Below are 25,323 nucleotides of genomic sequence, written 5' to 3' on the forward strand. Positions count from 1 at the left end.
TAAATTCTCGCCCACTCAAAAAGCCAAGATTATTCAGGTATTAAGAAAGTCAGGCAACATTGTCGGATATATGGGCGATGGCATCAATGATGCCGCAGCTTTGAGAGAAGCAGATGTCGGCATTTCAGTCGATACAGCCGCCGATGTTGCCAAAGAATCAGCAGATATTATTTTACTTGAAAAAAACTTATTAGTCCTAGAATCTGGAGTCACGATCGGTCGGCAGACTTTTTCAAATATAGTTAAATATATCAGAATGGGCACTAGTTCTAATTTTGGGAATATGTTTAGCGTTTTGGGTGCGAGTGCGATTCTGCCATTTTTACCGATGCAACCAGTTCAGATTCTCATCAACAATCTCCTCTATGATTTTTCGCAAACAGGTATCCCTTTCGATAATGTGGACAAAGAAGATCTAGTCAAGCCACCTAAGTGGAAGATTGAAAACATTCGACGATTTATGATTTTCATCGGCCCGATTAGCTCTATTTTTGACTATGCTACTTACGCCATCATGTGGCTGGTATTTGGAGCGAATTCTGTAGAACATCAAGCCTTATTCCAAACAGGCTGGTTTGTCGAAAGCCTGATGACTCAAACTCTCATCGTCCACGTTATTCGGACAGCTAAGGTGCCTTTTTTCCAAAGTCGGGCTTCTTTACCGATGCTGCTAATTACCGCTACTGTGATGTGTATTGGCATGTATCTACCATTTTCACCACTTGCATCTAGTTTGGGTTTTGTACCTTTACCAGCCGTTTATTTTCTCTGGTTAGCTGGCATCCTCACTTGCTATTGTGTGCTAACTCAATTTGTCAAAACTTGGTTCATCAAGAAATATGGATATACCTAAGCTCGACTTTGATTAAATCGATCGTGAATAATAAATAAGGTGGGCAAATGCCCACCCTAATAGTTGTTTTTAGTTTAGCTAAAGCCTAATTATTAGCGTCAAACTCACGAAAGGTCTGATAAAATTCATTCTCTTCATAGAGATGGCATTTATCGGTAATATCTTTCATCATTTCCCAGGTGAACTTACGTTCTTTGATATATTCACCCCAATTAGCTTTGATAATCTCGTGAGCTTGCCGCAGTCGGTAAGAAGGAATCGCTGTCGAAATATGATGGGGAACGTGAACGTTGATATCGTGACAGAGGAATTCCACCCAACGCGGGTAGTCACAATGCACAGTACCAGATAGCTGCGCGATCGCTTCGTTCCATTCACCTTCAGGTGTAAACGGAATATCTGCGGCGGTATGATGGACGATTGTAAAAGTACTCATCCAGAAGTGATATACCAACCACGGCAGCAACCAAAACTTGACGAAGCCCCAGATGCCTATTGTCCCAATCATGACTGGAAACATAACTGCGGCACCGATAATTACCACCAAAGCTGAGAATTTGACATCAGATCTGGTTTTGCCTGCTGGAAACTTACGCCAGTCAAAGTGAACTAGTGCCCAATGGGGCAGTGATGCCAACCACCATAACCGACCGCGCATCGCTTGATAGAATACTTGCAGCCAAGTTGGGGCTGCCTTGTAGTCTTCAGGTCGCCACGGCTGCCACGCATTATCCACATCCATTTTGTTGGTGTGCTTGTGGTGATGATTGTGCCCGTATCGCCAACCGTGGAAGGGATAAATTAGGGTCAACATGAACAGATGACCGACGAGATCGTTGACTTTCCGACTAGTTGAGAAGGAACGGTGGGCACAGTCATGACCGATGACAAAGCAACCAGTCATTGCCGTACCTGTAAATACCCACGCTAGAGGTAAAAGATACCAAGGAGCGAAAGCTATTGCTGCTATCCCTAGCGTCACTGCGACGATAGTTTTAACGACCATCAGCCAAGCTTGAGTAGTGTCTTTAGCAAAAACTGATTTTGGTAAAGATTGGACGATATGTTTGAGTTTGAGATTCGGGGACAGCGCGGTGGCTGGATGACGATCGATCGATAATGTCATGTAGCGGTTTAGATCTCCAAGGAGTATGGATAAGGCCCCGTTGCTGCTACTGCCGATCGGACACCGCTCTATCGATAGAACGGTGGAAATTATTAATTTGTAGCCGAACTAAGTACTGTTTTGTTAACGATCGCGGATATTTATCCTAGCTCAGTCTTTGGCTAGATGCTAGTAGGGGTCAACACACAAAATAGAAATGCTGTGAATGACTGAAGCTCAACGCATGGCAGAACTGTTCGATCCCACATTCCGCTAGTTCGTTCCCTGCTTTGCCTCTCCTGTGGAGAATCATTATTTTAAGTTCCGTGGGTCAGACAAAATTCATTATCGCGCTCTTAATTTCGATCGTGACACTGTGCGACCTAACAGAGCATCGAGCGGAGATTAAGAACACGGAAAACAAATTTGTCGTGTTCTTAATTTGGGCTAAAATAGGTGTTTCACGGTGATGCAGTGTTCGATTAGTAAGTAAAGTTTCTCTATGCGATCGCGAGTATCCAAACCTATTCCAGTAACCAACTCACCTGAAGTCACCCGTTCTTCTGCCGATCTTCTGGCGGACTTCCTGCGCCTGAAAATCTCTGCCAATACTCGGAGAAACTACAGCAAAGCAATCGCCGATTTTTGCAGCCGTACCTATAATAACGAAGTATCAGAAAAGCTTCTAACTCAGTTTCTCTCCCTACAACAGCCCGAAGCTGTCTATCAAGTCTTACAGTACCGACAGTTACTGATTGAAGCCAAGCTAGCCCCCAGCACGATTAACGTGAGGCTCTCAGCACTAAAATCTTTTGTCGATTATGCACGTACCGTAGAGCGGTGTAACTTCAATCTAGCTGATGCCACCTGCCTAAAAGTCGAGAGTTATGGTGACACTACAGGGATTGAAGTAGCTGGGTTCAAGGAGATGCTACTTATTCCAGATCGTAGCACCGTCAAAGGGATTAGGGATTATGCAATTCTAAGATTACTTTGGGACAATGCGTTGCGTCGGAATGAAATCTGTAGTTTGGATGTGTGTGATTTCGACAAATCGGGGCGACTAGCGATTTTAGGCAAAGGCAAGATTCAAAAAAGCCAGGTCGATCTATCTCCAGCAACGACAATCGCGATCTCACAATGGTTAGCAGCTAGAGACAAATATCGATCGTCAGATCCTCTGTTTATCAGTCTGGATAGACGCAGTAAGGGACATCGACTCGACGGCAGTACTATTTATCGCCTAGTTCGGAAGTTTAGTGAATCAGCCGGAATCGATAAGATAGTTTCTCCCCATCGGATCAGACACACTGCCATCACCGCTTACCTGGACGCTAGTGACGGTAATATTCGTGCGGCACAAAGCTTGAGTCGTCACGCCAACCTCAATACACTCAATCGCTACGACGATAATCGCCATAAATATCAGGCGATTGCTACTAATACTTTGGCCGATCTAGTTTAGATTTACCCCGCTCTGTGAATATTATCTGACTTTTCTACCTCCTTAAATCGGAGTGGATCTGTTGGCTTTTCGATCGAAAACCTCAAAATTTAGGAATCGGCTCTAATCATTGCCTGGTATAAACTACAGGAAAAGCATATACCGCTAATAAGGTTTAGCGGTATATTAAAATAGAAATCGAAATAATCGATAATTTATTAACTATTTATTTCCAGATTCAACCCACCCCCGATGCCTAATTAATTATTCCCAACCACTAAGTGCCTCTTGTGATAATTCAATGGATCGACCCACTAGCACTACCACCAGCACCACCACTTTTGTCCTTGATGCCAATCCCTTAATTACTGTATTTACCAGCTTCCTCCAATTTGATGTGGCATCCGGTGGTGCTAGTGCCGAAACTATCCGCACTTATTGGTGCGAAGCCAAACAGTACTTGCTCTGGTGTGAGGTCAATCAACTCCAACCCCTGGATGTGACGCGGGATATGATTAAAATCTACCGTCACACCTTAGTCCAACAGCAATATAAACCTGCCACCATTGCCCTCAAATTAGTCGCTGTGAGCCGGATGTACGATGCGGCGATGGAATATGGTCTCCTTTCGCATAACCCCGTCTGGGGCGTGAAAGCACCCAAACAACGGGGCGATCCGGCTGACTCGATTACTTATTTAACTGCTAGTGAAGCAGAGACATTCCTCCAGGCTCCACTGGCGAAATCTACTCCCTTGAAAATCCTGCGCGACCGTTTCTTATTGGGATTGATGACGCTCGAAGGGGTCAGGTCGATGGAAGCGCATCGGGCTAATGTGGGGGATATTCGCCGCGATCCGACGGGGGTAGGGATTAGAGTCACCAGTAAGCGACAACAACGGGTGGTGCCGCTGATTCCCGATTTGGTGGATGTACTCGATCGTTATTTACTCGCCAGAAGACAGGCTAAATTTAGTACGGCTGCTGCTACGCCGCTATTTATTAACGTCCATCATCCGCGCCATCAGATCGACCCAGACCGCGAGGATCGTCGCTTGTCTAGAAGAGGGATTAGATTTATTGTCGATAGTTATCTTACCGCCCTCAATCTCAAACATGGGGAGGGACGGACTTTATCGGCGCACTCATTGCGGCATACAGCGGGGACGCTAGCGATTCAGAATGGAGTATCATTGCGGCAAGTTCAGGAGCTATTGGGTCACGCCGATCCCAAAACTACGGCAATTTATACTCATATTGGCGACAGGTGGGTGAATAATCCCGCCTTGAAATTGGGGATTCGGCTAAATCTAGATTAGAACGATCCGGTGGAATTGACGAGCTTTGCTAGCATTGTCACTCCCTTGAGAATCGAGTAACTACCTGCTTCACGGTTTAAATATTCTATTTACAATTATGTTGCATCAGAAAATTGAATCTGCCTTTTTGTACGTTTGCTCGACTTGTTGGCTGTTAATGGGTGCATTACTCTCGTATCTTTTCTTAACCTCGGTACATCTGCCGATCGTTCAGCCTATTTATCAAGTTATATGTTATTCCATGACGGTAGTAATGTTTCCCCTTGTGCCCATAATTTTTATCGTTCGCCTCATTGCATTTGGATTATCAATTGCCATCCTCGAAAATGTAGCTTGATTATGACTTAACCTTAATTTTGAAAATTGATATCAGCCAGGAAATTAACCAAGGAGTGTAGCATTTTAACCAAACAACTAATTTGCCATAGTTGCTCATAACTAGTTCTTTTTGTCCGCGATCGATCGCCTGGATAATCTGTTTAGCTGCCTCATCAGCACTCATCATTAATCTAGGTGAAATCGGATCTAGTGAATCTTCATCCCAAATTCCCCGATTATCGATCTGACGAATTTCAGTGGCAACATAGCCCGGACAAATATGGATAACGGACACGCCATCAGCGGCTAATTCTTGAGATAGGGACTCACATAAAGCGCGCAGTGCAAACTTACTCATACTGTAGGGAGAATCCCCAGCTAAGGCGATATAACTCTTGACACTACCTACGATTGCTAACTTACCTCGACTCTGTTTGAGAGCGTCTAAAGTCGCATAAATAGTGCGTAAAACACCAAAAACATTAGTATTCCACAATCGTTCGTAGTCACTCACCTTTAACTCTTGAAGATCGCCCTTTAACGACCAACCAGCATTAGCGATCGTCATATCAATTTTACCAAAGTGTTGGCGGGCAAAATTCACCGCAGTTTCTAAATCTTCTTCTTTAGTGACATCACAGGCAAATGTTAGAACCCGATCGCTAGTAGGATCGATTTCTGTGGCTAGTTCTTTCAATCGATCGATTCTCCGCGCTAAGAGAATCAATTTCGCTCCTTTGCGTCCAAATTCTCGCGCTAGAGCCGCACCGATACCAGCGGAAGCACCAGTAATTAAAACTACTCGATCTTGAAAATCACTCATGGGAAAAGTCTACAATTGTGGATGCAGTAGAAGAACAACTATTGTTACTAATCCCGAAAATATTCTGGGGATTGGCAGTTTGTTTGAATTTTTGGACTAATTCGATACTAGCAGGAGATTGACTATCTTCGATAAAATCAGCCCGAATTTTCCCAACCCCGCGATCGTGAGAAATAGAACCGCCATTATGGATTTGGCCTGACTGCGTGACACATCTTTAATTGAGGGGAAATAGTCAGGTTTTACAAGTGATAGTAACGATTCGCTCGAACCAGATTGAATCGTAGAAATCTAGTTGAGCCTTTTTGGAAGCAAAGCAAGGCTGTGGATCTCTAGAAAACAAATGTCTCCAGTCTTTTGCTCGACTGTATTGACGAAAAAATCCGAGTAGTTGAAGATACTCCAGGTGTAGAAGCATTCATGCGAATTCCAGCTAGAGCGTTCGTAACTTAAAGCGAATCATGTTTTTCTACTCTTTTTTACTCTCTGTCTGCTTTTGAGGCATTTGTGTCAGGCAGTCAGGATTTGTAGATCGCCCATCGAGGTTGCCGCATCGATAATTCTCAGCGATCGAGAGCGCATCAACTTGGATGCTGCGTGGATATTTTAGAAATACCCTACCCCGAAAGATTGACTCAGTTTCTTTAGACTTGAATCTAGTTATCATAACATCGATAAATGATACTATTTATCGCTCTCTACTTGTTTTAATTTAAGTCAAAAATCGAGATTTGAATTAAAAGAACCTACAATTACCTAGTAAATAATTTTATAATATAAAAGAGTGATGACTAAATTAGCCATCACGTCAAAAAAATATTTTCAATGACTATTATAGATGAAATTACGTGGAAATCGCGTACCTGGTAGGAGTGGTACTCTCTATCAACGCACCAAGAAAAAGCGATTGAAAAATGGCAAGACAGTTGAATATCCTCTAGTTGAGGGAAGTCGTGACTCAGACAATATTTCTCATTGGTTCTGGCAACTGACTTGGAAGGACAGAGGAGATGATGGCAAATATCGAACTCAGATTGCTTCGGTGAAGCCAGCGCAGGTAGAGCAAGTCAAGGTCTTAATCGCTGGAAATGTAGAAATAGAGACGATTCTAGCTTATTTGCGCGGTTCCATGTAATTACATGGAACTCTGGTTAATGTCTATAACTTAGATGGAGAAACAATTTGAGCTTATTCGGTCGATGTCGATCGGTTCCGAGCTATTGGATTACAGAAGGGGGTAAGTTAGCTATTAGTATGAGTTTCAGGCTTTGTGTCTGGTTCCATGTAATTACATGGAACTAAATAAATCGGAAAAATGCTATGGGTGCGGCTGGCGTTACTAATTTACTCACTTTTTAATGGTGGCTTGTCAGGTCTAAAAAATTACTGGGATTGCCGAAGTAGCTGACAAAAACTTGTTTTTTCGCTCTAGTCGCGGCGACGTGTAGTAGGCAACGTTCGCCAGCAAGTAGCTTTTCTTTCGCAGATGGTTCGGAAGCTCGATCGATTAAGTTCTGAAGCGGCATCGTCCGCTCGTTGAGTCCAGGTAAAATTGTATAGTCGAACTGCAAGCCCTTAATTCGGTGCATTGTTGCTAACCTCAATCCTGCTTCTGCTGGGTTATCGGCTTGATGTCTGTGAATGCGTTTAGTGCGAATATTTAAGTTTTTGAGGGCTTGTTCGTAGGTATCTAATAATTTATTCGTTCTGACTGCCAGACAAATAGATGATAGCTCTTGTTGTGCCTCGATCTTACCTAAAAGTTCTTGAAGATAAATAATTTCCTCTTCCAATCGATTGAAACCTCGAACGATCGGGACTTCTCCATACATTAAAGAGCGATAATCTTTGGTAGAGTCCAACCCGCCATCTAGATCGTCGGCAGTTACGCCTGTTAAGATCGAGATCGCCCAAGCTCTGATTTCATCAGTAGTGCGATAGTTGAGGCGAAGTTTTTTCGATCTACCCCGAATATCGATACCGCAACGACTGAGTGTGGCAACTTTGCCGTAAATTCGTTGATGGGCATCGCCGACAATGAATAAGTCGTTGGGCTTACTTTCGCCGACAATCGATCGCAACAGCGAGAATGCCGCATCGCTTAAATCTTGAGCTTCATCGACAATTATTGCTTGATAAGGTAGAGCTTCTGCGCCTTTAGTTGCCAAAATTTGTCTGGCATCGTGCATCGCATCCTCTGGTTCGCGTTTGCCTCGTTCTTTTAATAAATTACGATATTCTTCAAAGACAACCCAAATTGCCTGTCGTTGTTGACGACTCAATCTCGTGCCTCTGCCATTGCGCTTGGCGACTAGATAATCTTTGGCAACTTGACATCCTTGGGCTACGACAACATCTCGCCACTCTTCTTGGTAGAAACTCAGGGGTAGTCCTAGCTCCGTAGGTGCGATTTGATAGGCTTCCTCCCAGATTTGTGCTGTAGCGGTTTCATCGTAGATAACTGTGGTTTCGACACCTTCTTGCTTGAGAAATTCTTCTACCCACGCATGGATATTGATGACGCGAATTCGCTGCATAATCTCTTTCGAGCAGATCGAGCGGAGGTTGGCTTCGATATCGACGGCTAAGTTTTTGGTAAATGTAGTGAGTAAAATCCGATCGTTCGGACGATTAAAACGGTGTTGAGCCAGCCATTTAGCTCGATGGATGGCAACTACGGTTTTGCCCGTACCCGCCCCACCCAGGACGCGCACGGAGCCACTGGCATCTCTTTCGACGAGGTTTCGTTGGGAGGGATGGAGGAATACTCGCCATTTGTCTAGTGGAGCTGCCAGCATCTCTTCAAGTTCGGCATCGTCGGTAATGACAATAAACCGACTGCGGCTATCGACACGATCGAGCGCGGCTTCTAAGTCTTCGGGATCGATGGGGGGCTGTTCTTTGGTTTTTTCTAGTTGGTCAAATACTTTGCCAATCGGGTAGCCCGCTGCTAACATAATTAGGGCATCACTGGCTTCTGTCGGTAAGTGAGGTAAGATTTGGTCTACATCTGCATCGGTGATTACTCGATGCAGTGCTGGTAAGAGAATACTTGGCACCCCTAGTCGCATCAAATCTCGATCTTTGAGATTGTCGAATCTACCTGTAGTTTGGGCGACGTATTTTTCCTGAAGTCGATCGGTTGCCGCCTCTACTGCTTCGACATCCACGATCTGGAGGGCACCAGAGACTTCATTGATGATACATCGCTTGCGAGTTGCCCACTGGTAAGCTTCATCGTGTTTATCCGCCCAGAGGAGAATGTAAGTATTGCCCGTATCTGGTTTGAGAATAATTGCGCGATGGGCTTCATCGATGCGGATCGAGCGCATTCGTTTGTCGCGACTATTGTGGATCGTTTCATAGTTCAATCCCGATCGAGCCGGAGCTTGTTTAAATCGATTGATAACCTCTGACATTTTACCCTGAGCTTTCTTGGGTAGACGACTATAAGCATCAAAAAATTCGTCTGAAATTGCTAATCGGAGTTGATTTTCTAGGATCGTCATCTGTTACCTTTACTGAGATAGTTTGCTGTAAATATCTGTTAATAGTTCGGGATTGAAATCGTTGGTTTCATAGGCAAGCCAACCCGATCTCTCGAAAGCCTGTCGATCTTCTGCGGTGAGGACGATCGCGATTTTGGCATCGAGCCAAGCTAATTCTGCCATGCCGATGACTAGTTGCTTTTCGCCCAGGAGTTCGTAGCCAGCTTCAGGTAATAACCATCGTTCGGCTTGCATTCGATCGATCGCGTCGATTAATTCATCGGCTATCATTAAGCTCTTAATTTCTGCCCAAGTTGAAGTTTCTGGGGGTAAATCTGACGCGGTAAAATCGACTACTAGCGGTGGCACGATCCCCGCTTGGTGCATCGTGGCAGTCAGCCAGTAGAAATGGGGGAGAAATTGGTATAGGTTGGCTAATCTCAACATTTCTACCCAGTTAGTTCGGACTATTTCACCATCTGGATCGAAGTTTTGGTCTGCCAAAAATAGGGTAACTAAACTGGCTGATAGATCGAGTTGGCGATGACGCTGAATATCGACACCAATCCAAACTTTTAATAGAGTCGAAACCTCGATCGCATTGGCGATATATTTGGATTCGCTAGACCAATTCTCGATCGCTTGACTGCCTAGATAGTCGGCGATCTGTTGTTGCCAATGTGGTAAATCTTGCTGGCGATTTGCTTGTGCTGCCGTCCGCATTAATGCCCATTGCCCCCACTGTGATGCTGCGGGATGGGCGAGGTAAGCCATCAGCCAATCAAAGCTACTCAGTGATTCTAGCGAACGTAAATCTAGACATTGATACTGCTGATAAACAGCTTCTGCATTAGCTTTAAAACCAGGATTGAGGGCGCAATTTAAACCATCCCTGCTCTCACCTTTTCTTACATAATCTCGATCGATCTGAGCTTCGACATCATCCCAAGTAATCGACCAACACCAGTAGTTATTGGTGCGGACGATCGCCAATCTTTGTTGAATATCTTTCTCTAATCGATCGCGATGATATTCCCAGCCGTCGGTAAAAATCGCGATCGGTTTACTCCCCGAACGACTAGATGCAGGGCGGAAGATAAAATCAGTGCGAGATGGATAATTTACCCCTTCGTTCTTACCTAACGAGACTTGCAGTTCGATTATCCAAGCTGCTTCGCCGAGCTTGAGATAGTAACCTGCTTTGCCGTTGATGATGTCTTGTTTGAGTAAGGGTGGTTCTTGTTGGCGATCTATGCCGCGATAGCGACGAATTGCTTCGATAAAACGGCGTTCTAATTCGCTTTCAAAATTGCTATTTACTCGAATTGCCGATAAACCTTGGGAGTTTTCCGTCAGTTGCGGCCAGTGTTTGAGGATGGCGGCTAATTCGGCGATCGCTGTTTGGCGACTGGTTTCATCTAAATCGAAGCTGTTACGGTAAGCGAACAGACAGCGATAGCAGCCATCTTCGCAGGGACAAATGCGGATGTGTGCCAAGGCTTGTTGGAAGACATCGCGAAGTTTTTGGGGATCTCGCAGTAGTTGTTTGAGGTAGCCAGTCCCACCAGGTACGCTGTCATAGAGGTAGAGGAAGGATTTGCGCTGGTTGGAGTTGGTTTGGGGTTCCTCGGAGATCGTGACTTTGAGATGGTCGATCTGACCACCAAACTTGAGTTTTAAGCCCAGTTGGAGCGCGGCAATAAACGAGCTTTGTCCTTTGGTCGTCCAAAAAGTTTCATCGGGTAAGAGAAAGCGGATTGCTTCCGATTCAAACTCCCGATAGAGATAGAGTACATCTTGAATTTTTGCCAGATCGGGTTTATCGCGATATTTACAAGCAATACTATGTTCCTGGCTCTGGTTGGTAGGATTGCGCTTGAGTACCTTGCCACAACCCGTACAGATTTTAAATCCTCTGGTGTTAAAGTTCCGTCCGCCTAAAGTGACTTTTTCCCCAATGGGACTGGGTTCGCCGAGGTTGATTTCCCTAAAGTTACAGCGGGAGATGTACTCGAAACCAAAGGGAAATTCTGGATCTGCGACTAAATAAGTCTGTTCGCGGTACTCTGGTTCTGAATCTACCAGGAGGGAACGCTGAAAGAAAGCGGCGTTGCGCTCTTCACTATCATCGCCAAACCGACTATCTCGATCGGCTGTAGTCGCGACAACTTGGCGCAATCGGAGCATCGATCGCAAGCGTCCGCTATCCGACCACATCCCGTCGCTACAGCGGGGGCAGGATTTAGCCTGAAATTCGGGACGGGTTCGCTGTAAGGCACAACTGCAATTACGACACATCCGCCACTCTTCGATCCCTGAAAGCTGTAAGTCAATTTGGTCGATGCGGACTTGCCGCCCCTCGGCATAAAAAGTGCTATTGGGGACTAATTCCCGAATGGCTAACGCGCCAGGGCGTTCGTAAGTGAGGGTGGAGGTTTCATATCGTTTGCCACTGGGATCTTGCTCTGAGTTCGTCTTGCGCCAAATAATCGATCTGAGGGTGACTCCAGCTTCGGGAAAGGCATAGTTTGGTAGTAACCCTTCGTCGGTGAGAAAGTTTAAGATCTGTTTGTTATCGATCTCCTTAATTAGTTGGCGGAAGCTAGCTTTTTCAATTTCCAGCTCGCGGAGTTTGTCTGGATCTTGCTGTTGGAGGGCATCTGGCAATTCTTTGAATGCTTTGATTCTAGCGGTAATAGCTTTTGCTTGATTCACCAATCGCTTGCGTTCGTTTTGAATACTTTGCAAGCGATCGAGTATCCGCCAGCGCAAACCGCCGCGATCTTGTTCGCCTTGCTCCATAAATTGCCGCAGATGAAGGCGGCTATTTTCGGCCAATTCGGTATCAAATAGTCCCTCAAAATCGGCGACTAGTTGGGCTTGGCGGGTGTGAATGTATTCCAGCCAGTTGTAGGGAAATCGTTGGGTATTGGCTTTTTCGAGATTGCTCAAGGCATCGCGGAGAGCTTTGGGAAAGTCCCCGACGGTAATTCCGGTAGCGACCCAGCGATCGAGACAAAAAGCTGTCAGTTGGCGTTCTAAAATGGCTGAAGCATCTAGATAACAGCCTGCTGGGGTGACAGATCCGGCGATCATTTCCTCCGGTTCGGCATAAAAATAGAGATCGTGGGGGCGCACATTGGCAATGGTACTGACTAAAGCATTCCCATCCCGTCGTCCCGCCCGCCCGATCCGCTGTTGGAAGTTGGCGGTACTAGGCGGGACGGAGCAAAGTAACACGGTGGATAAATCGCCGATATTAATCCCCATTTCGAGCGTGGAAGTCGCCGATAGTAAGTTGGGATCGCACCGACGTTGACCATTGATAAACCGTTCTTCTAATAACTCGCGGTTATCTCTAGCCAAGAGTCCGGTATGGTCGGCGGCGACAATCCGCAGGACTTCGCCGCTGTGATAGAGTTGGCGGTAATATGCCAGTCCATTATTGGGATCGATCTGATAGCGACCGTCACAGCCTTTGGTCATGCAGGTCATTTGTTGGAGAGAGTCCAACTCCACACTACTGGTGGTAAGTTGGTGCCGACAGCGATCGCATACCAATACCCGTCCATCAGTATGTAAGTGTAAACCCGTCAGCGGAATTCCCCAAGCTTTACCGCCCTCGTGGAGATTTTTCTCTTGGAGTAAGCCAACTTCACTCAGGATGGTGAGGGTGGTATGTAAGATATCGATCGAGACTTCTTTTAAAACTAGGGCGGTATCTCTAAATATCCGCTCCGTCCAGTCTTCGCACCAGCTAAACTGCTTCCCAGGTTTCATTACCTGCTCGAACCGCTCGGCTTTAGCGGTCGCATTGACATAAAAAATCGGTGCCGGAATTCGAGGGCCGATCGGCGGCATATAGGTATACTTCTTCCAGAGGAAGGTATTCCCCCCAGAGGTGATGTAATTTTCGGTGGCGGGTTGCAAAATCCCCCCGCGTTGGCGGAGATGGTGGAGAATACCGAAGATAAATTGGCGGATACGATCGAGATCGACCGATCTCAATATTTCAATTTCATTGGTCAAGCGCAGGTGCAGTGCGGCTACTCCTCGATCGATCGTGGCGGGGTCGAAAGAAACGCTACAACTAGCACTGCGCTCCAGGGAGGGGCCGACAGCCGATCGATGTCCGAATTGTTGGACGATTTCCCAAGTCAGACGTTCTGCGAGTAATTTGGGGAGGTTCGTCGATCGATCTAGTTCGAGTTTATCCCCCTTGATATAGTCATCCCATTCTCGCAGCCAGACTAAATCGGCGGGTAAAAAGGTGGCAATATAATCGGCAGTGGTGGTAAATTTTGACTGCCAATAGTTGGGGAAATCATCTACTAGAGTCTTTAAAGTGGGGGGCGTGGGGGAATTTCTAATCGTGTGGGCGATCGCGGTGCGGAGAGTCGTCCGATAGGTACGCGCCCCATAGAAACCCGCACGATGGGCGGCATCTTGGACGGAATCGGAGAAGGTGAGCAGTTTTTTATCTTGATTGAAAGGGGTCGTATACAATACCCCAATCATCGCACTGGTGAGACTAGCCGCCTGTGCCCCTAAAATTGACAAACCGCTACTACTCTGACAGTAGGGGCAGTCATTAGTCGAAACCAGTTGTTTCTGTCCTTGGTGAGTATCATTTTTGGTATTGTCGGGAATTTCGACGGCGATTAAACCTTCGCTATGGCAGGATAGACATTTGGTGGCAGTCGGTAGATTTATCCGAAAGCATTCTGGGCAAAATTTCGCCGTGTCTAGTCGAGCCGATCTGCTGGGGGTAGTGGGAAATAAATAGGTAACGAGGGGACTGCTGCTGAAGAAGGCGCGATAGAAACTTTGGAGGTCATTTAATGCTAACTGGCGATCGCCTTGTCTGGGACGCAAACCCGCCCAGCCTGTGGCTCCACAATCGCGACAATGGACGATCGGTAGGGTTTTTTTCAGATGTGGGGGCGTGAGATCGCTAGAAAATAATAGTTCTGGCTGGGTAGAAATCGAACCAACCATCCGCCGCAGTTCGCGCAACCAAAATTGTACCCGCAACGTCACCCACGGCACGACGATCGAGCTACCGTCGGCTAAGTTGATTCTGCGCCGAGCGGTGGCTATTAGGCTCAGTAAGCTATCTAATAGCTGCTGTTGGTAGACTAAATCCTTACTAGGGAGTGCGAGGCGTTTTTGGAGGACATCGGTGAGGAGTTCGGTGTAGGAATAGGTTTTCTCGCCGACGGTTTTGAGGATGATTTGGACGATCGGTAGAGTGGCGATTTTCTCGCCCAGTTCGATACACCATTCCTCACTTAGAGGTGCATCATCAGCGCATTCTAGCTCGATTGCTGGTTCTTCTTCATCTAGCCACAGGTGTGCCTGTTGGCGCAGGTAAGCCCTCACCCCCATCCCTTCGCTCGGTAACAGCGGAGAATTGGGAGCGGGTAAGGGGAGGACATTTAACAGGGCATCAGTGAGGAATTCGGCAGCACTCAGGCGATCTTCTTGGATAATTGCCAGATCGTCGAAGCTTTCTTGGAAAATTTGGCTGGCATATTCCAGCATTTTAGTTTGGCTCTCGCTCCCGCCCAAGGTAGCGGATGTACCTACGCAAGCGAGATGTTGTTTTGGGGTCTGCAAGCGGTATTTGAGCCGTCGCACCAAGCAGGCGAGATCGGTACCTTGGGCACCATCAAAGGTGTGGAATTCGTCTACGACGAGATACCGGAAAGTTTCGGGTTGATTGAATGCCCACAAGCCTTGGGTTTCGGGCTGGATTAAGAGATAATCCAGCATTTTATAATTGGTGAGCAGGATATCGGGGGGACTGCGGCGGAGGATGGATTTATCAGTAATTACCTGCTCTGGGGACATCATCGCCGTGGGACGATCTTCCTCGCCGCCGATGTATAAACCCGCCGTCACTCTACCTTTGAGACTGGGAGTACGATCGATCAGTTGGGCGATCCGTTTGGCTTGATCCGTTGCCAGGGCATTCATCGGATAGAGCAAGATCGCTTTAATCCCCTGTTTGCCAGCTTCTTGGCGGCAATGTTCGAGCAGGGGGAGTAAAAAACATTCAGTTTTACCCGAACCCGTCCCCGTAGCCACGATCGTCGATTGGTAGTAGGGGGGACTGAGCCGATTGAAGGCGCGTTCTTGGTGGAGGTGGGGACTAAATTGGAGGGGGATGTCGGGGAAGTAATTGGCACCTTTGGCACCGGAGCGAAAGGGCAAGCCCACCGAGACATAGGGGCCGCGCCCGACGTTATCCGACTGGGCGATAAACCGCTCCATCAGGGTATCAAAACCAGGGCTGGTGCCGCGAAAAGTAGTGAGGAGGTAATCCGAAACGCAGTCTTGCAATTGGTGAGCGACGATGGAGGGAATCATAGTTATCGCTCGGTAGATGTGGCGGGGGTAGTGAGGACGATTGAGGGTGTAGATTTAACTCGTTCGCGGCTCGATGTTCGATGCAATTTTTAATCATAATACTACCTACGAGGCAGATTGGATCGAGCGATTCTCCAGGGGAGAGGCACACGGTTACGAGACTAGCCGCTCGGGATTGGCGGACTTTCCGCCGGAGATGAAGATTTTCATGCTTTAGCGTGTGGTATAATTTTACTAATTTCCTGGCAATTGAGGTCGTATATGGTTGCAGCAAAAGAACATTCGCCTCGATTTACCCTAGATGAATACTTTGCTTGGGAACAGCAGCAAGAAGTCAAGCATGAGTACTTCGAGGGCGAGGTCTTTGCGATGAGTGGTGGGACGGTCAATCACGGCAGGATCGGCGGTAGGATCTTCTCTTTGATTGACGATCGCCTCAGCGAATCGGATCGGTGCATCGCGCTTAACTCAGATGTGAAAATTAAGATTCAAGCATCAGAAAAATACGTTTACCCCGATGCCAGTGCGACCTGTGACGAGCGAGATCGACAAACGACTCAATTTATCAGCCATCCATCTCTAATCGTCGAAGTACTCTCTCCCAGTACCGAAGCTTACGATTCGGCAGAGCCGACGCTACGCGAACGAGGGAAAAAATTCAAACTCTATCAGCGATCGACCAGCTTAATTGAATACGTCCTGGTCAGTGCTGAAGAAATCGAAATTGAAGTATTCCGCAAGAACGAGCGTGGTAAGTGGGAAGTGACCAATTACGCCGCTGGAGATAACGTAGAACTAGAAAGTATCGACCTCACCTTTGCGATCGATCGAGTCTATCGAGGCATCGAGTTTTAACAATTCACAAATCATCGAATAAATAAGTCCTTCGCTAACCTTTCTTCTGCCATGTATCAGTACCAGTTACCCAGATACCTACCTACCGCCGACGAACTGCCAAATTCTGACGATACTCCAGTGGATAACGAACTCCAAGAAATCATCCCCAACCTGCTCAAATCGATCTTACGAATGCTCTGGAAAGGTCGGATGGATTGGTTTTTTGGCATCGACATGGGGATCTATACCCATCCAGAACAACCGCCAATCGTCCCCGATGGCTTCTTGAGTCTGAATGTCGAACGCTCCTTCGACGAGGATTTACGCCTAAGCTATTTGCTATGGGAGGAAGAAATACCTCCCATTTTAGTATTAGAGGTAGTGTCTGCTAAACCAGGCGGTGAATACACTACCAAGCTCGATAAGTATGCCGAACTAGGCGTACTTTACTACGTTATCTACAACCCCAAACGCCGTCGCAAAGCCCGACTAGAGATTCATAAGCTCGTTAACGGTAATTATGAATTGCAAAATACCAATCCCCTGTGGATGCCCGAAATTGGCTTGGGAATTGGCTGCGAACGCGCTAGCTACGATGATTTAACGCGAGAGTGGCTGTATTGGTACGACGAGAACGATCGTCGCTATCCCACCCCATACGAACAGATCGAACAGGAGCGACAACGCGCTGATAATGCCGATCGCGCGATCGAGCAAGAGCGACAACAAACCGAACTCGAACGCCAACGCGCCGATCGCCTTGCTGCTAAACTACGCGATCTGGGTATCGATCCTGATTAGCATCGATGTGTTGACATTTTCAACTGCTGAAATACTCCCAGGCGGTGCGGTAGTCTTCTACTCTGTCGCATTTGTCGAAGGGTGCTGGGTAACTAATCGTCCGTTGATACGCGCCTGTGGGGAGGGTATCGTCGGTGGTGGTAATTTCTACGGTGCCCTCGGTCATATTTTGGATATCTTCCCAGCCTTTGGTTTGGGTTTTTTTGTTGCTTTTGCGGGGTAAGCCGACACCGACTAAGCCTTTACTGGTGGTGAAGACTATCCGCCCGTTTTGGTCGAAGTAGGTTTCCCGCTCGTATTGTTGCATGACGGGAAATTGGACGCGGTAGATGGTAATCAGTTCTTCTAGGGTTAAACCGAGTGCCATTGCTACTAATACGTCGATTTCGACTAATGCCTGACGGCGGCTGTAGTCGCTGCGGAGGGCGCAGTTACGCCCCCAAGTGGGGGTGAGGTGCGACCAAAAGGTGTTGGGTAGGCGCGGATCTGGTTTGCTCCATTGGGTTTGGGTAAATTCGGGTTGCCAGCAGTCTTGCCAGAGTTCGGCGTAGTGGGTGGTGAGGCAATTTAGGGTGAGGGTGCGAATTTGTAATCTGGGGTCGCTATTGACTAAAGGTAATTGTCGAGCAATATCATTACGAAAATGTCCTTTGCCTGTTGTCTTAACGAAAAAATCAAATGGGATAGAAAGATAAGAACCCATTAAATCTATAGCATCAGATTTTGAAGGAAAACAAATACTAAAACCTCCATCAATGTGTCCAACTTGAGGTGGTATTAATGCACTAATCAGAGTTCTTTCCCCTGACTGACTCAACATTGTTCGAGAAATAATACGACAAAAATTGGTTGTGGGTTGATTATCGCCCCAGGAAACTTTTGGAGTGCGGCGATAGTATTCAGTAGGATTGCAGTCGGGGATGTAGTTGGTTCGTGGAAGATAGTCATCAGGAATAGTGGTGAGATCGATGACATCGTATTGACTATTTTGAACGCAAACATGGCGCGGGGTTTTGTTCAGTGGATTGCCAACAAAGAAGTGTGGCCCAGAGAGGATGAGACTTTGAACTGCATTACCCTGTTCTTCTGCAATTGCATCGGGAAAAGTCGTTTCACGGCGGATGGTGTGGTCTTTTTTGACAGCATTGGTTTCATCAAACATCACCGTGGCGTAATATTCATCCTGTAAGTCACCAAGGCGTTGTGGTTGCTTTGCGAATTTTTCTAATACGCTGACTAGATTCTGGGCATGAATAGCGGGCAGTCGAGCAGATTCTGGGGCTGTACCCGTTTCATCATAGAGTTGGGCAAATAGAGCAAGGATATTTCGATCGACACTAATAATCCGGCTAGGATGTCCTCTTAAATCCCACTTGCTTAATTCATCCTTTATTCCTGGAATAGTAGAGATTGAAGATGAATTTGATTCTGAGTCAAGCAGTGTCTTAGGGTGAAATAAATTAGAAACATGAATAAAATAGGGAAGGTCTTTTGCTCGTGAATATATATTGACACTATAAGTTACTTCATCATGAACAGGGGGGAATAGGAAAAGCTTATTTTGAAATTGAAAATGACATACCAGTTTAGATAATAAAACTTTCCTTAAATTTTTACCTTTGGGATCGTCGTATACTCCTTCTGGATGAAGGAAACCACTAACTCCTTCGGGTTTACAAAAATTCCAAGCTTGAGGTAAAAAGCACTTAAATACATTAGTCTGCATTCCCTTGAGTAAGGGGTAATTCTGCACAGCATTCAAGAAGTTCTGTGTTCCGGCAGCTTCCTCATACTCCCGCAAATAAGCAGAGTACAGACGTGGGAATTTACTAAACACCACCTCTCGCTGGTTTGCCAATTCACTCGCCGAAAGTTTCCGCAATACCACCAGCGGATCGTAATCGCCTAAAATTCCGCCTTCTTCCCACTCTATTTTCAACCACGGGGGATTTCCCACCATCAGGTCAAAACCGCCCCGCTCCTGAAAAATATCGGCAAACTCTAACTCCCAATGAAAAAAGTGTTGTCTCTCGGTAACTTCCGCCACGATCCCCAACCGAGGATAAAAGCGTTTGAGCTTATCTAAATCGACAAAGCCGTAAGTTTTCAGAGCTAATTGTCCCTGTTCGGTGGATTGGGTTTCGGGGAATAGGGCTAATTGTTGAGAGCTAGAAACTAACATTTCGGTTTCACCCAAGATTGCCCCCACTTCTTGGAGAAATTGTTCGCGACTGGGTAATTCCTCTGCTCGTTCGATCGGCCAAAACCACAACGCACACCAGTAATCCATTACCAGTTTCAGTCGGCGATATTTACTGGCATTACTTACACCTTGAGAGAGCTTCTCTTGCTCGTAGATTTTATCTTTCATCGCCAGGGGTACGCCGCCCCGTAACGAGTTGTTCGGTTGTCCCCAAACTTGGAGATCGTCAGTGGTGCGTTCCTTAATTTTGGCGAGTTCTTGGGCGTATTCATCCCATTGTTCGGCAATTCTTTTACTCAAGATTACTGCATAGTCAGCTTGCTCTGGCGTAAATCCAGTTTTGGCGAACTCTCTTTGCCAAGCATTAATTTGTTGAATTGCTGTGGGTTCGAGGGATTTAATTACTTTATCGGTGTAATTTGCCATCGCCGGATCGCCTAGTAAGAAGTGAAATATCCCTTCCCCAGATTTTTGAGCGATGGGTGAAGATTCATACCATTTCCCTAAACCTTTTTTATCTGCGAGAATCTGCTGCTTGGTGTATACCTGTCGCCGTGCGCCGATTAGAGAGTTACCACAGTGAAGCTGCGTTCCAAACCACGGGATAAATATCTGTTTATCTTTATCGCCATAAATACAATTTAGCCATAATGAAACCTCGGCTAACTCCATCGCGATCGGGTTTTTATCGATGCCGTAAACATTGCGATCGGCCAGCAGCATTTTTACCTTCTGCTTCTCGATGATAATATCCTCGTGAGGAATTTTGTCACCAACTTCTTGCTGTTTGCGTTCTAAATAAGCCTCTGCTAATTGATCTACCACTTCATTCAAAAATGCCGCACTACCCATCGCTGGTTCGCAGATTGTCAGATGGAGAATATCATCAGCTTTTTTATCTTGCAGGAGTTCTTTGAGCGCGTATTTAACCAAACATTGAGTCAAAGATTGGGGCGTATAATAACTTGCACTTTTAGTGCGATCGCGTCCGGCTAATCGGAATAAAAACTTGCCCTTGGGGTGTTGGCGATGTCTACCCGTTTTGGGATCGATGACTAATTCAGCTTTAGTAAATTCCGCCAATCGATCGACACTCACAAAATAACCAACTTCTAGATCGTTTCCCTCTCCCGTCGGTGCGGAATTAGCTGTTTCATCCTCATCTTCATCTTCATCCTCACTACTTTTCTTCTTATCCTTCTTAGCTGGCTTCACCTCATACAGATCCTCCTCCGCAAAGAAGGCTGACAGGCTCAACAAGCCCTCATAAACCTCCCCAAGTTGATTCACTCCCAATTGAGCGTAACTAATCCGCCCCCGCCGCCGTTTGCCCGCTGTTTGGGACAGCGACATCAATTCTAAAATCTCGCGCAGGACAGAATTTCGGAGCTTAACCCCCTTGAACAACGACGTGCGATCGGGGTCGAACAGATGACTTTTGAGTTCGGGGAGCCGAAAAGTATCTACACCACCTTTAGCTAGCGCGGTAGGCGTTGCTAGAATCAACTGCGCCGACTGCTGCACGGGATAACCTTCCCACAGCAGTTTAAATAGTTGGCGAATACAGTTATCGATGTAATAACCACCTTCATCCTCTGGGGTGAGTAAATGGCTCTGCTCCAAATCGCGCAAGCTCTCTAGACTATAGCCCTCGCGATAGACATCCGCATTCAGCGGCGCGTAGCCCAATTCGGGACGCGCCTCGATGTAGAAAATAAATAGTAATCGATACACCCAGCGCAGACACTCGATTTTAAGCTGGTTGGGATCGGTGGTTTGTTCTCCTGCTGCTTGTTGTGCGTCGCTAGTAAATACCCGCTCTTTTTTGACATAACGGCGATAGTGTAACACCTCATTTCCCAGTAACTCGATCGCTTCCCGCAGGGCAAATTTGAGATCGGCGGAAACACTATAGGTATGTTTATGACTATTTTCATCCAACCTGTCGAGTAAAGCCGTCCCCTCACTCGGACAAGTATGTTCTCGATGCAATAATGTCGCCGCCGCTAACAGGGCATTTGGGTCATTTTCACGGAATAATTCGCCCAAATCGAACCGTAATAATCGCGAGGAATTCCACTTGGCTCGATCGATTAAAGCAATACTATCGACACTCATCAAAATTACCCAGCGCGGCGGTTCGGCAATGGTAAAGATCCGATCGTTGAGGATATCTTCTAAAGTATCTGTCCCGATCTCTCCATCTGGAAACTGGACTGAATTAGCCAGGATACCCAGATTGTCCCCTAAATTTACGCCCTCAACGACCCACAATAGTGGCGTACCATTACTTCTAGTGATTTCCACCGCGATCGGCAGTAAATAATCTTCATCTAAAACTTTGACTTGAGGCTGATAACTGTAACCCAAAATCTCCAGTAACTTTTGACAAAAACCGTTCTGAAGTTCGAGCCGTTCACTGTCGGTAGAAATGCGCTCTAGTTTATCCTGAAGGCGGAAATATTCCGCTCTCAAACCAGCCAATAACCGATCGGGTGTTTTATCGGTATCGCTACCCCAATTTTTACTCAAGTTTTTTAAATCTTGAGTCAATACCGCATCTAAATAGTAATCTGAGTAAAATTCATTTTCGTTCGCAATTCCGACTAATGGCACGATCCAACCCCTCGCAATACAGCTACCAGCTTTAGATAAGGATATTCCTCAATGGTCATCGAAAGATCGACCCAGTTCTCATAATCTTGGAATAAGCGATCGAGTCGTTGTTCTTCCTGGTGACGACGTTGCACTGTGGCTGTCGTGGGCGTATCCTTGTCGAATTTGAGTCGAAGCTGGCGGCTATGATTGCCCTTGAGTCGCGACAATCGATCGCGTTGTTCCTCTAATTGGGGTGTGAGTTGCTGCAAGAATTCTGCTCGCGATCGGGTAAGATGGGCGATCGATTTCCTGACAGCCTCCGCCCTCAATCCTTCCAATTCCTTGACTAGCAGAGGATCTATTTCTCCTGGGTTGGGAATTTCCGTTTTACCCAGTCGGGTACGTTGCACAGTTGTATCGAGAGTTTCGATCCGATCGAATTTACTCCCATTGAATACCACCCCCAACCAGCGATTCATCAAGGTTTTACCCCGCTGATTGGCAAAGCTTCCCCACAGGATAAATACCGATTCTCCCTCAGCCAAACCACTATTCAACTCGATCACTGGAGCCTGATGTCGTCCGAATCGAAATAACCCCCGATCCTTGAGCCATTCGACGAGCGGATGTAAATCCCACAAATATTGCTGCTGGGGAAAACTAGTTTCCAGGCGACGCGCTTCTTCCCATGCTTGCATGATTGCGTTCGGTCTATCGTTGAGTTGTAATAGTTGTTTATCTGACGGACGGATTTCCGGCGGTAGTCGTTGGTAACGTCGCTCCAATTCTGCGGGTATTTGTAACTCGATCGATCTTTCGGTTGGTTGGATATTCAAATTGGGGATCGGTGTCTCGAAGGCTTGAAGCGCGGTAGCCACATAATCATAGGTAGAAGGATACAAACTCAAGTTTTTACCCTGTTCGACCTTTGGCGAGGCTACCGTCTCTTCAGCGGCATTCAGGCTACCGTCATCGGGATTTTCAAACCAAGCAAAGATATCGAATTCTCCGCCTTTGGCTGCATTTGTTTCTAACTGCGCCGAAAACTCTTCCGCAGATACCCCCGACTCGATCGATCGAGCGGTATATTCCTCCTCTGCTTGAGCGTCAAATACGCCCATAAATACCGATGGATCGCCAATATTTTTAATCGCTTGTTCGTCTTTATTTAACAACACTTTGATAATCCGTTCGACCTCATCCATCCGCTCTAATTGCGATCGCGTGAGCAAATAACGAATTTGGGGTGCTCTGGTTTGCCCATAGCGATCGATTCTGCCATTCCGTTGTTGGAGCGTCATCAGCGACCACGGAATATCAAAGTGAATCAATTTATGACTGAGATAATGTAAATTTAAACCTTCCGAAGCTACTTCCGTGGCGAGTAAAATCCGCACCTTAGAATTTTCTTGCCCAAACGCTTCAACCACCCGATTCTGGTCGGTATCTGGCATACTGCCGTCTAATACCTCGATCGCTTCTGGTTTGAGTTGGAGATCGATCGCCAATCGCTGTTTGAGCAATCTCAAGCTTTCTAATCTACTGGTAAAAATCACCAAACGGTCTTGGGGATCTTTGCCGTTCCACTTAAAATCTATTTGAATTAATTGCAGTAATCGCTGATATTTACTGAACTGCTCGATCGATACTTGCGCTAATATCTGCCCTAACTCTGTTAATTCATGTAGATCGGGATCGGTACCATTTACATTACCCCGTAGCAGTTTCAATCGATTATTAACAGTTTCCAAGCAAGCTGCCGGACTAGAAAGAAAAGACTTGAGTAAAGTAGTTTTAAATAACTGCTTCCCTTTGCGATTGCCATCGATCCCCCCCAATTGGAGATGTTCTAACGCCCTAAATACCCGCTCTTCAATTTCTGATGCTTGAGCTTCTACCGATGCTACTTGGCGTTCAGGAATACTTAGTCGCAAATCTCGTAACACATCCTTCTTAAACCGCCGCACGTAGAGATCGCGAATGTCTTCCTTCGTATAATCTGACTCATCGGCGATCGCTGTCGGATCGAGCATATTCATAAGACTGGCAAAACTCTCTGGACGACCATCATGGGGCGTAGCAGACAGCAAAATCAGCGTATCCGATCTGTTTGCCAACCGTTCGGCTAACTTCGCCCGTTGGGAGGCTCCTTGACCCCTTTTCGCCACATTATGCGCCTCATCGATGACGATAATATCCCAATGTGCTTGTTCTAGGTACACCCGATACTCCCGATCTTGCTTGAGCGTATCGATCGAGATAATCGTCCGATCGTAATAGTGAAAGGGATTGTGATTGCCAGGAATTTGCAGTCGAATCCGTTGAATCGTACTAGAGTCCAATCTCACCAACGGAATGGTAAACCGCACCCAGAATTCCTTCTGAAACTGCACCATCATCGATTTGTTAGTGACAACCAAAATCCTCTTGCCTCGATCGCGTCTAATTAGCTCGGACACCAAAATTCCGCATTCGAGCGTCTTCCCCAACCCCACCGCATCAGCAATCAAAATTCGTTGTCGAGGTGCCGCCAGAGACTTATAAGCAGGATAGAGTTGATAATCCATCACATCCATCGCCGCCTGTTGTCCCACATAGATTTTGCCGTCTTCCGGTACCGTTTGTCGCAGGTGGGATTCGATGAACAGTAGACTATGGACGTAACCGCCAGAGCGATCGGCGACTAGATTGGTATGTTCGGGCTGAAGTACTTCCAAATCGGTTTCGAGTTCTTCAATGAACTTCACAGATCTACCGCGAATAAACTCCGATACCCCGATCGCTTCAATTACCCTGCCACCATCAGTAGAGCGGCTGGTTGACTTCACCAACCACTCCGCATCGCGACATAATATTCTGGCTCCAGGGGCAATCGAGCTTTGGATGGTCATTTTAAATTGAGTACTGATTTTCTGATAGTACCCCTATTATCTTGCCAACCTGAAGCTCTGGTTTATTTTCGATGATTGTTTTTTGTCTTTTCAGTCGAAATTTCTGGAAATGTGAGCCTCGATCTGAGAGTGTCTCGATCGAGTCAGTGCAATGAGGTTGAGTAAAGCTATCGATCGCTGGAAGTGTATGACTAGACACAATTCTAGTTTGTTTGTTTAGTTCCATGTAATTACATGGAACTTTTGCTTGTGGCTAAAACTTATGTTCACAA

The 25,323-nt window shown here is 46.5% G+C and carries 14 protein-coding genes; 6 read left to right on the forward strand and 8 right to left on the reverse strand.

The features are described from left to right. Nucleotides 1-853, forward strand: an 853-nt coding sequence (locus tag ACEW9J_RS07375; protein WP_373544486.1) for an HAD-IC family P-type ATPase, incomplete at its 5' end; no start/stop codon positions are given. Between the two features lie 85 nt (nucleotides 854-938). Here ACEW9J_RS07375 and ACEW9J_RS07380 read toward each other — a convergent pair. Continuing rightward, nucleotides 939-1,979, reverse strand: coding sequence for a fatty acid desaturase (locus ACEW9J_RS07380; RefSeq protein WP_373544487.1), 1,041 nt, complete (start codon nucleotides 1,977-1,979; stop codon nucleotides 939-941). 481 nt (nucleotides 1,980-2,460) lie between these two features. On the opposite strand from ACEW9J_RS07380, the gene ACEW9J_RS07385 reads away from it, so the two are divergent. Further along, nucleotides 2,461-3,423, forward strand: coding sequence for a tyrosine-type recombinase/integrase (locus ACEW9J_RS07385; RefSeq protein WP_373544488.1), 963 nt, complete (start codon nucleotides 2,461-2,463; stop codon nucleotides 3,421-3,423). A 280-nt stretch (nucleotides 3,424-3,703) separates the two neighbouring features. After that, complete coding sequence (locus ACEW9J_RS07390; RefSeq protein WP_373544489.1) at nucleotides 3,704-4,720, forward strand: tyrosine-type recombinase/integrase; 1,017 nt, start codon at nucleotides 3,704-3,706, stop codon at nucleotides 4,718-4,720. A gap of 337 nt (nucleotides 4,721-5,057) precedes the next feature. Here ACEW9J_RS07390 and ACEW9J_RS07395 read toward each other — a convergent pair whose 3' ends face one another. The 3 genes from ACEW9J_RS07395 to ACEW9J_RS07405 form a co-directional block, all read right to left on the reverse strand. After that, on the reverse strand, nucleotides 5,058-5,861 hold the full coding sequence (locus ACEW9J_RS07395; protein WP_373544490.1) for an SDR family oxidoreductase: 804 nt from the start codon (nucleotides 5,859-5,861) through the stop codon (nucleotides 5,058-5,060). Then, nucleotides 5,854-6,054 carry an FAD-linked oxidase C-terminal domain-containing protein gene (locus tag ACEW9J_RS07400; RefSeq protein ID WP_373544515.1) on the reverse strand — a complete coding sequence of 67 codons (201 nt, stop codon included), beginning with the start codon at nucleotides 6,052-6,054 and terminating at the stop codon, nucleotides 5,854-5,856. The genes ACEW9J_RS07395 and ACEW9J_RS07400 overlap by 8 nt, the downstream gene beginning before the upstream one ends. A 276-nt stretch (nucleotides 6,055-6,330) precedes the next feature. Continuing rightward, a complete protein-coding gene (locus tag ACEW9J_RS07405; RefSeq protein ID WP_373544491.1) occupies nucleotides 6,331-6,528 on the reverse strand; it encodes a hypothetical protein in 198 nt (65 codons plus the stop codon). A gap of 171 nt (nucleotides 6,529-6,699) precedes the next feature. Here ACEW9J_RS07405 and ACEW9J_RS07410 point away from each other — a divergent pair, with 171 nt between their 5' ends. Continuing rightward, on the forward strand, nucleotides 6,700-6,996 hold the full coding sequence (locus ACEW9J_RS07410) for a hypothetical protein (RefSeq protein WP_373544492.1): 297 nt from the start codon (nucleotides 6,700-6,702) through the stop codon (nucleotides 6,994-6,996). A 220-nt stretch (nucleotides 6,997-7,216) separates the two neighbouring features. Here ACEW9J_RS07410 and ACEW9J_RS07415 read toward each other — a convergent pair whose 3' ends face one another. Then, entirely contained in the window at nucleotides 7,217-9,370 is a 2,154-nt protein-coding gene (locus tag ACEW9J_RS07415; protein WP_373544493.1) for a UvrD-helicase domain-containing protein, read from the reverse strand. A 9-nt stretch (nucleotides 9,371-9,379) separates the two neighbouring features. Beyond that, nucleotides 9,380-15,721 (reverse strand): DEAD/DEAH box helicase, encoded by a 6,342-nt coding sequence (locus ACEW9J_RS07420; RefSeq protein ID WP_373544494.1) that lies wholly within the window; start codon nucleotides 15,719-15,721, stop codon nucleotides 9,380-9,382. A 261-nt stretch (nucleotides 15,722-15,982) separates the two neighbouring features. Here ACEW9J_RS07420 and ACEW9J_RS07425 point away from each other — a divergent pair, with 261 nt between their 5' ends. Next, nucleotides 15,983-16,576: a Uma2 family endonuclease gene (locus ACEW9J_RS07425; protein WP_373544495.1), complete on the forward strand. Its 594-nt coding sequence runs from the start codon at nucleotides 15,983-15,985 to the stop codon at nucleotides 16,574-16,576. A gap of 51 nt (nucleotides 16,577-16,627) precedes the next feature. Continuing rightward, complete coding sequence (locus ACEW9J_RS07430) at nucleotides 16,628-17,359, forward strand: Uma2 family endonuclease (RefSeq protein ID WP_373544496.1); 732 nt, start codon at nucleotides 16,628-16,630, stop codon at nucleotides 17,357-17,359. Nucleotides 17,360-17,378: 19 nt separating this feature from the next. Here the strand turns inward: ACEW9J_RS07430 and ACEW9J_RS07435 are convergent, their stop codons facing one another. Next, entirely contained in the window at nucleotides 17,379-22,178 is a 4,800-nt protein-coding gene (locus tag ACEW9J_RS07435; protein ID WP_373544497.1) for an Eco57I restriction-modification methylase domain-containing protein, read from the reverse strand. After that, nucleotides 22,169-25,051: a DEAD/DEAH box helicase gene (locus ACEW9J_RS07440; RefSeq protein WP_373544498.1), complete on the reverse strand. Its 2,883-nt coding sequence runs from the start codon at nucleotides 25,049-25,051 to the stop codon at nucleotides 22,169-22,171. The genes ACEW9J_RS07435 and ACEW9J_RS07440 overlap by 10 nt, the downstream gene beginning before the upstream one ends. Between the last annotated feature and the right edge of the window lie 272 nt (nucleotides 25,052-25,323).

The organism is Chamaesiphon sp. (assembly GCF_041737865.1).
GTDB lineage: Bacteria > Cyanobacteriota > Cyanobacteriia > Cyanobacteriales > Chamaesiphonaceae > Chamaesiphon.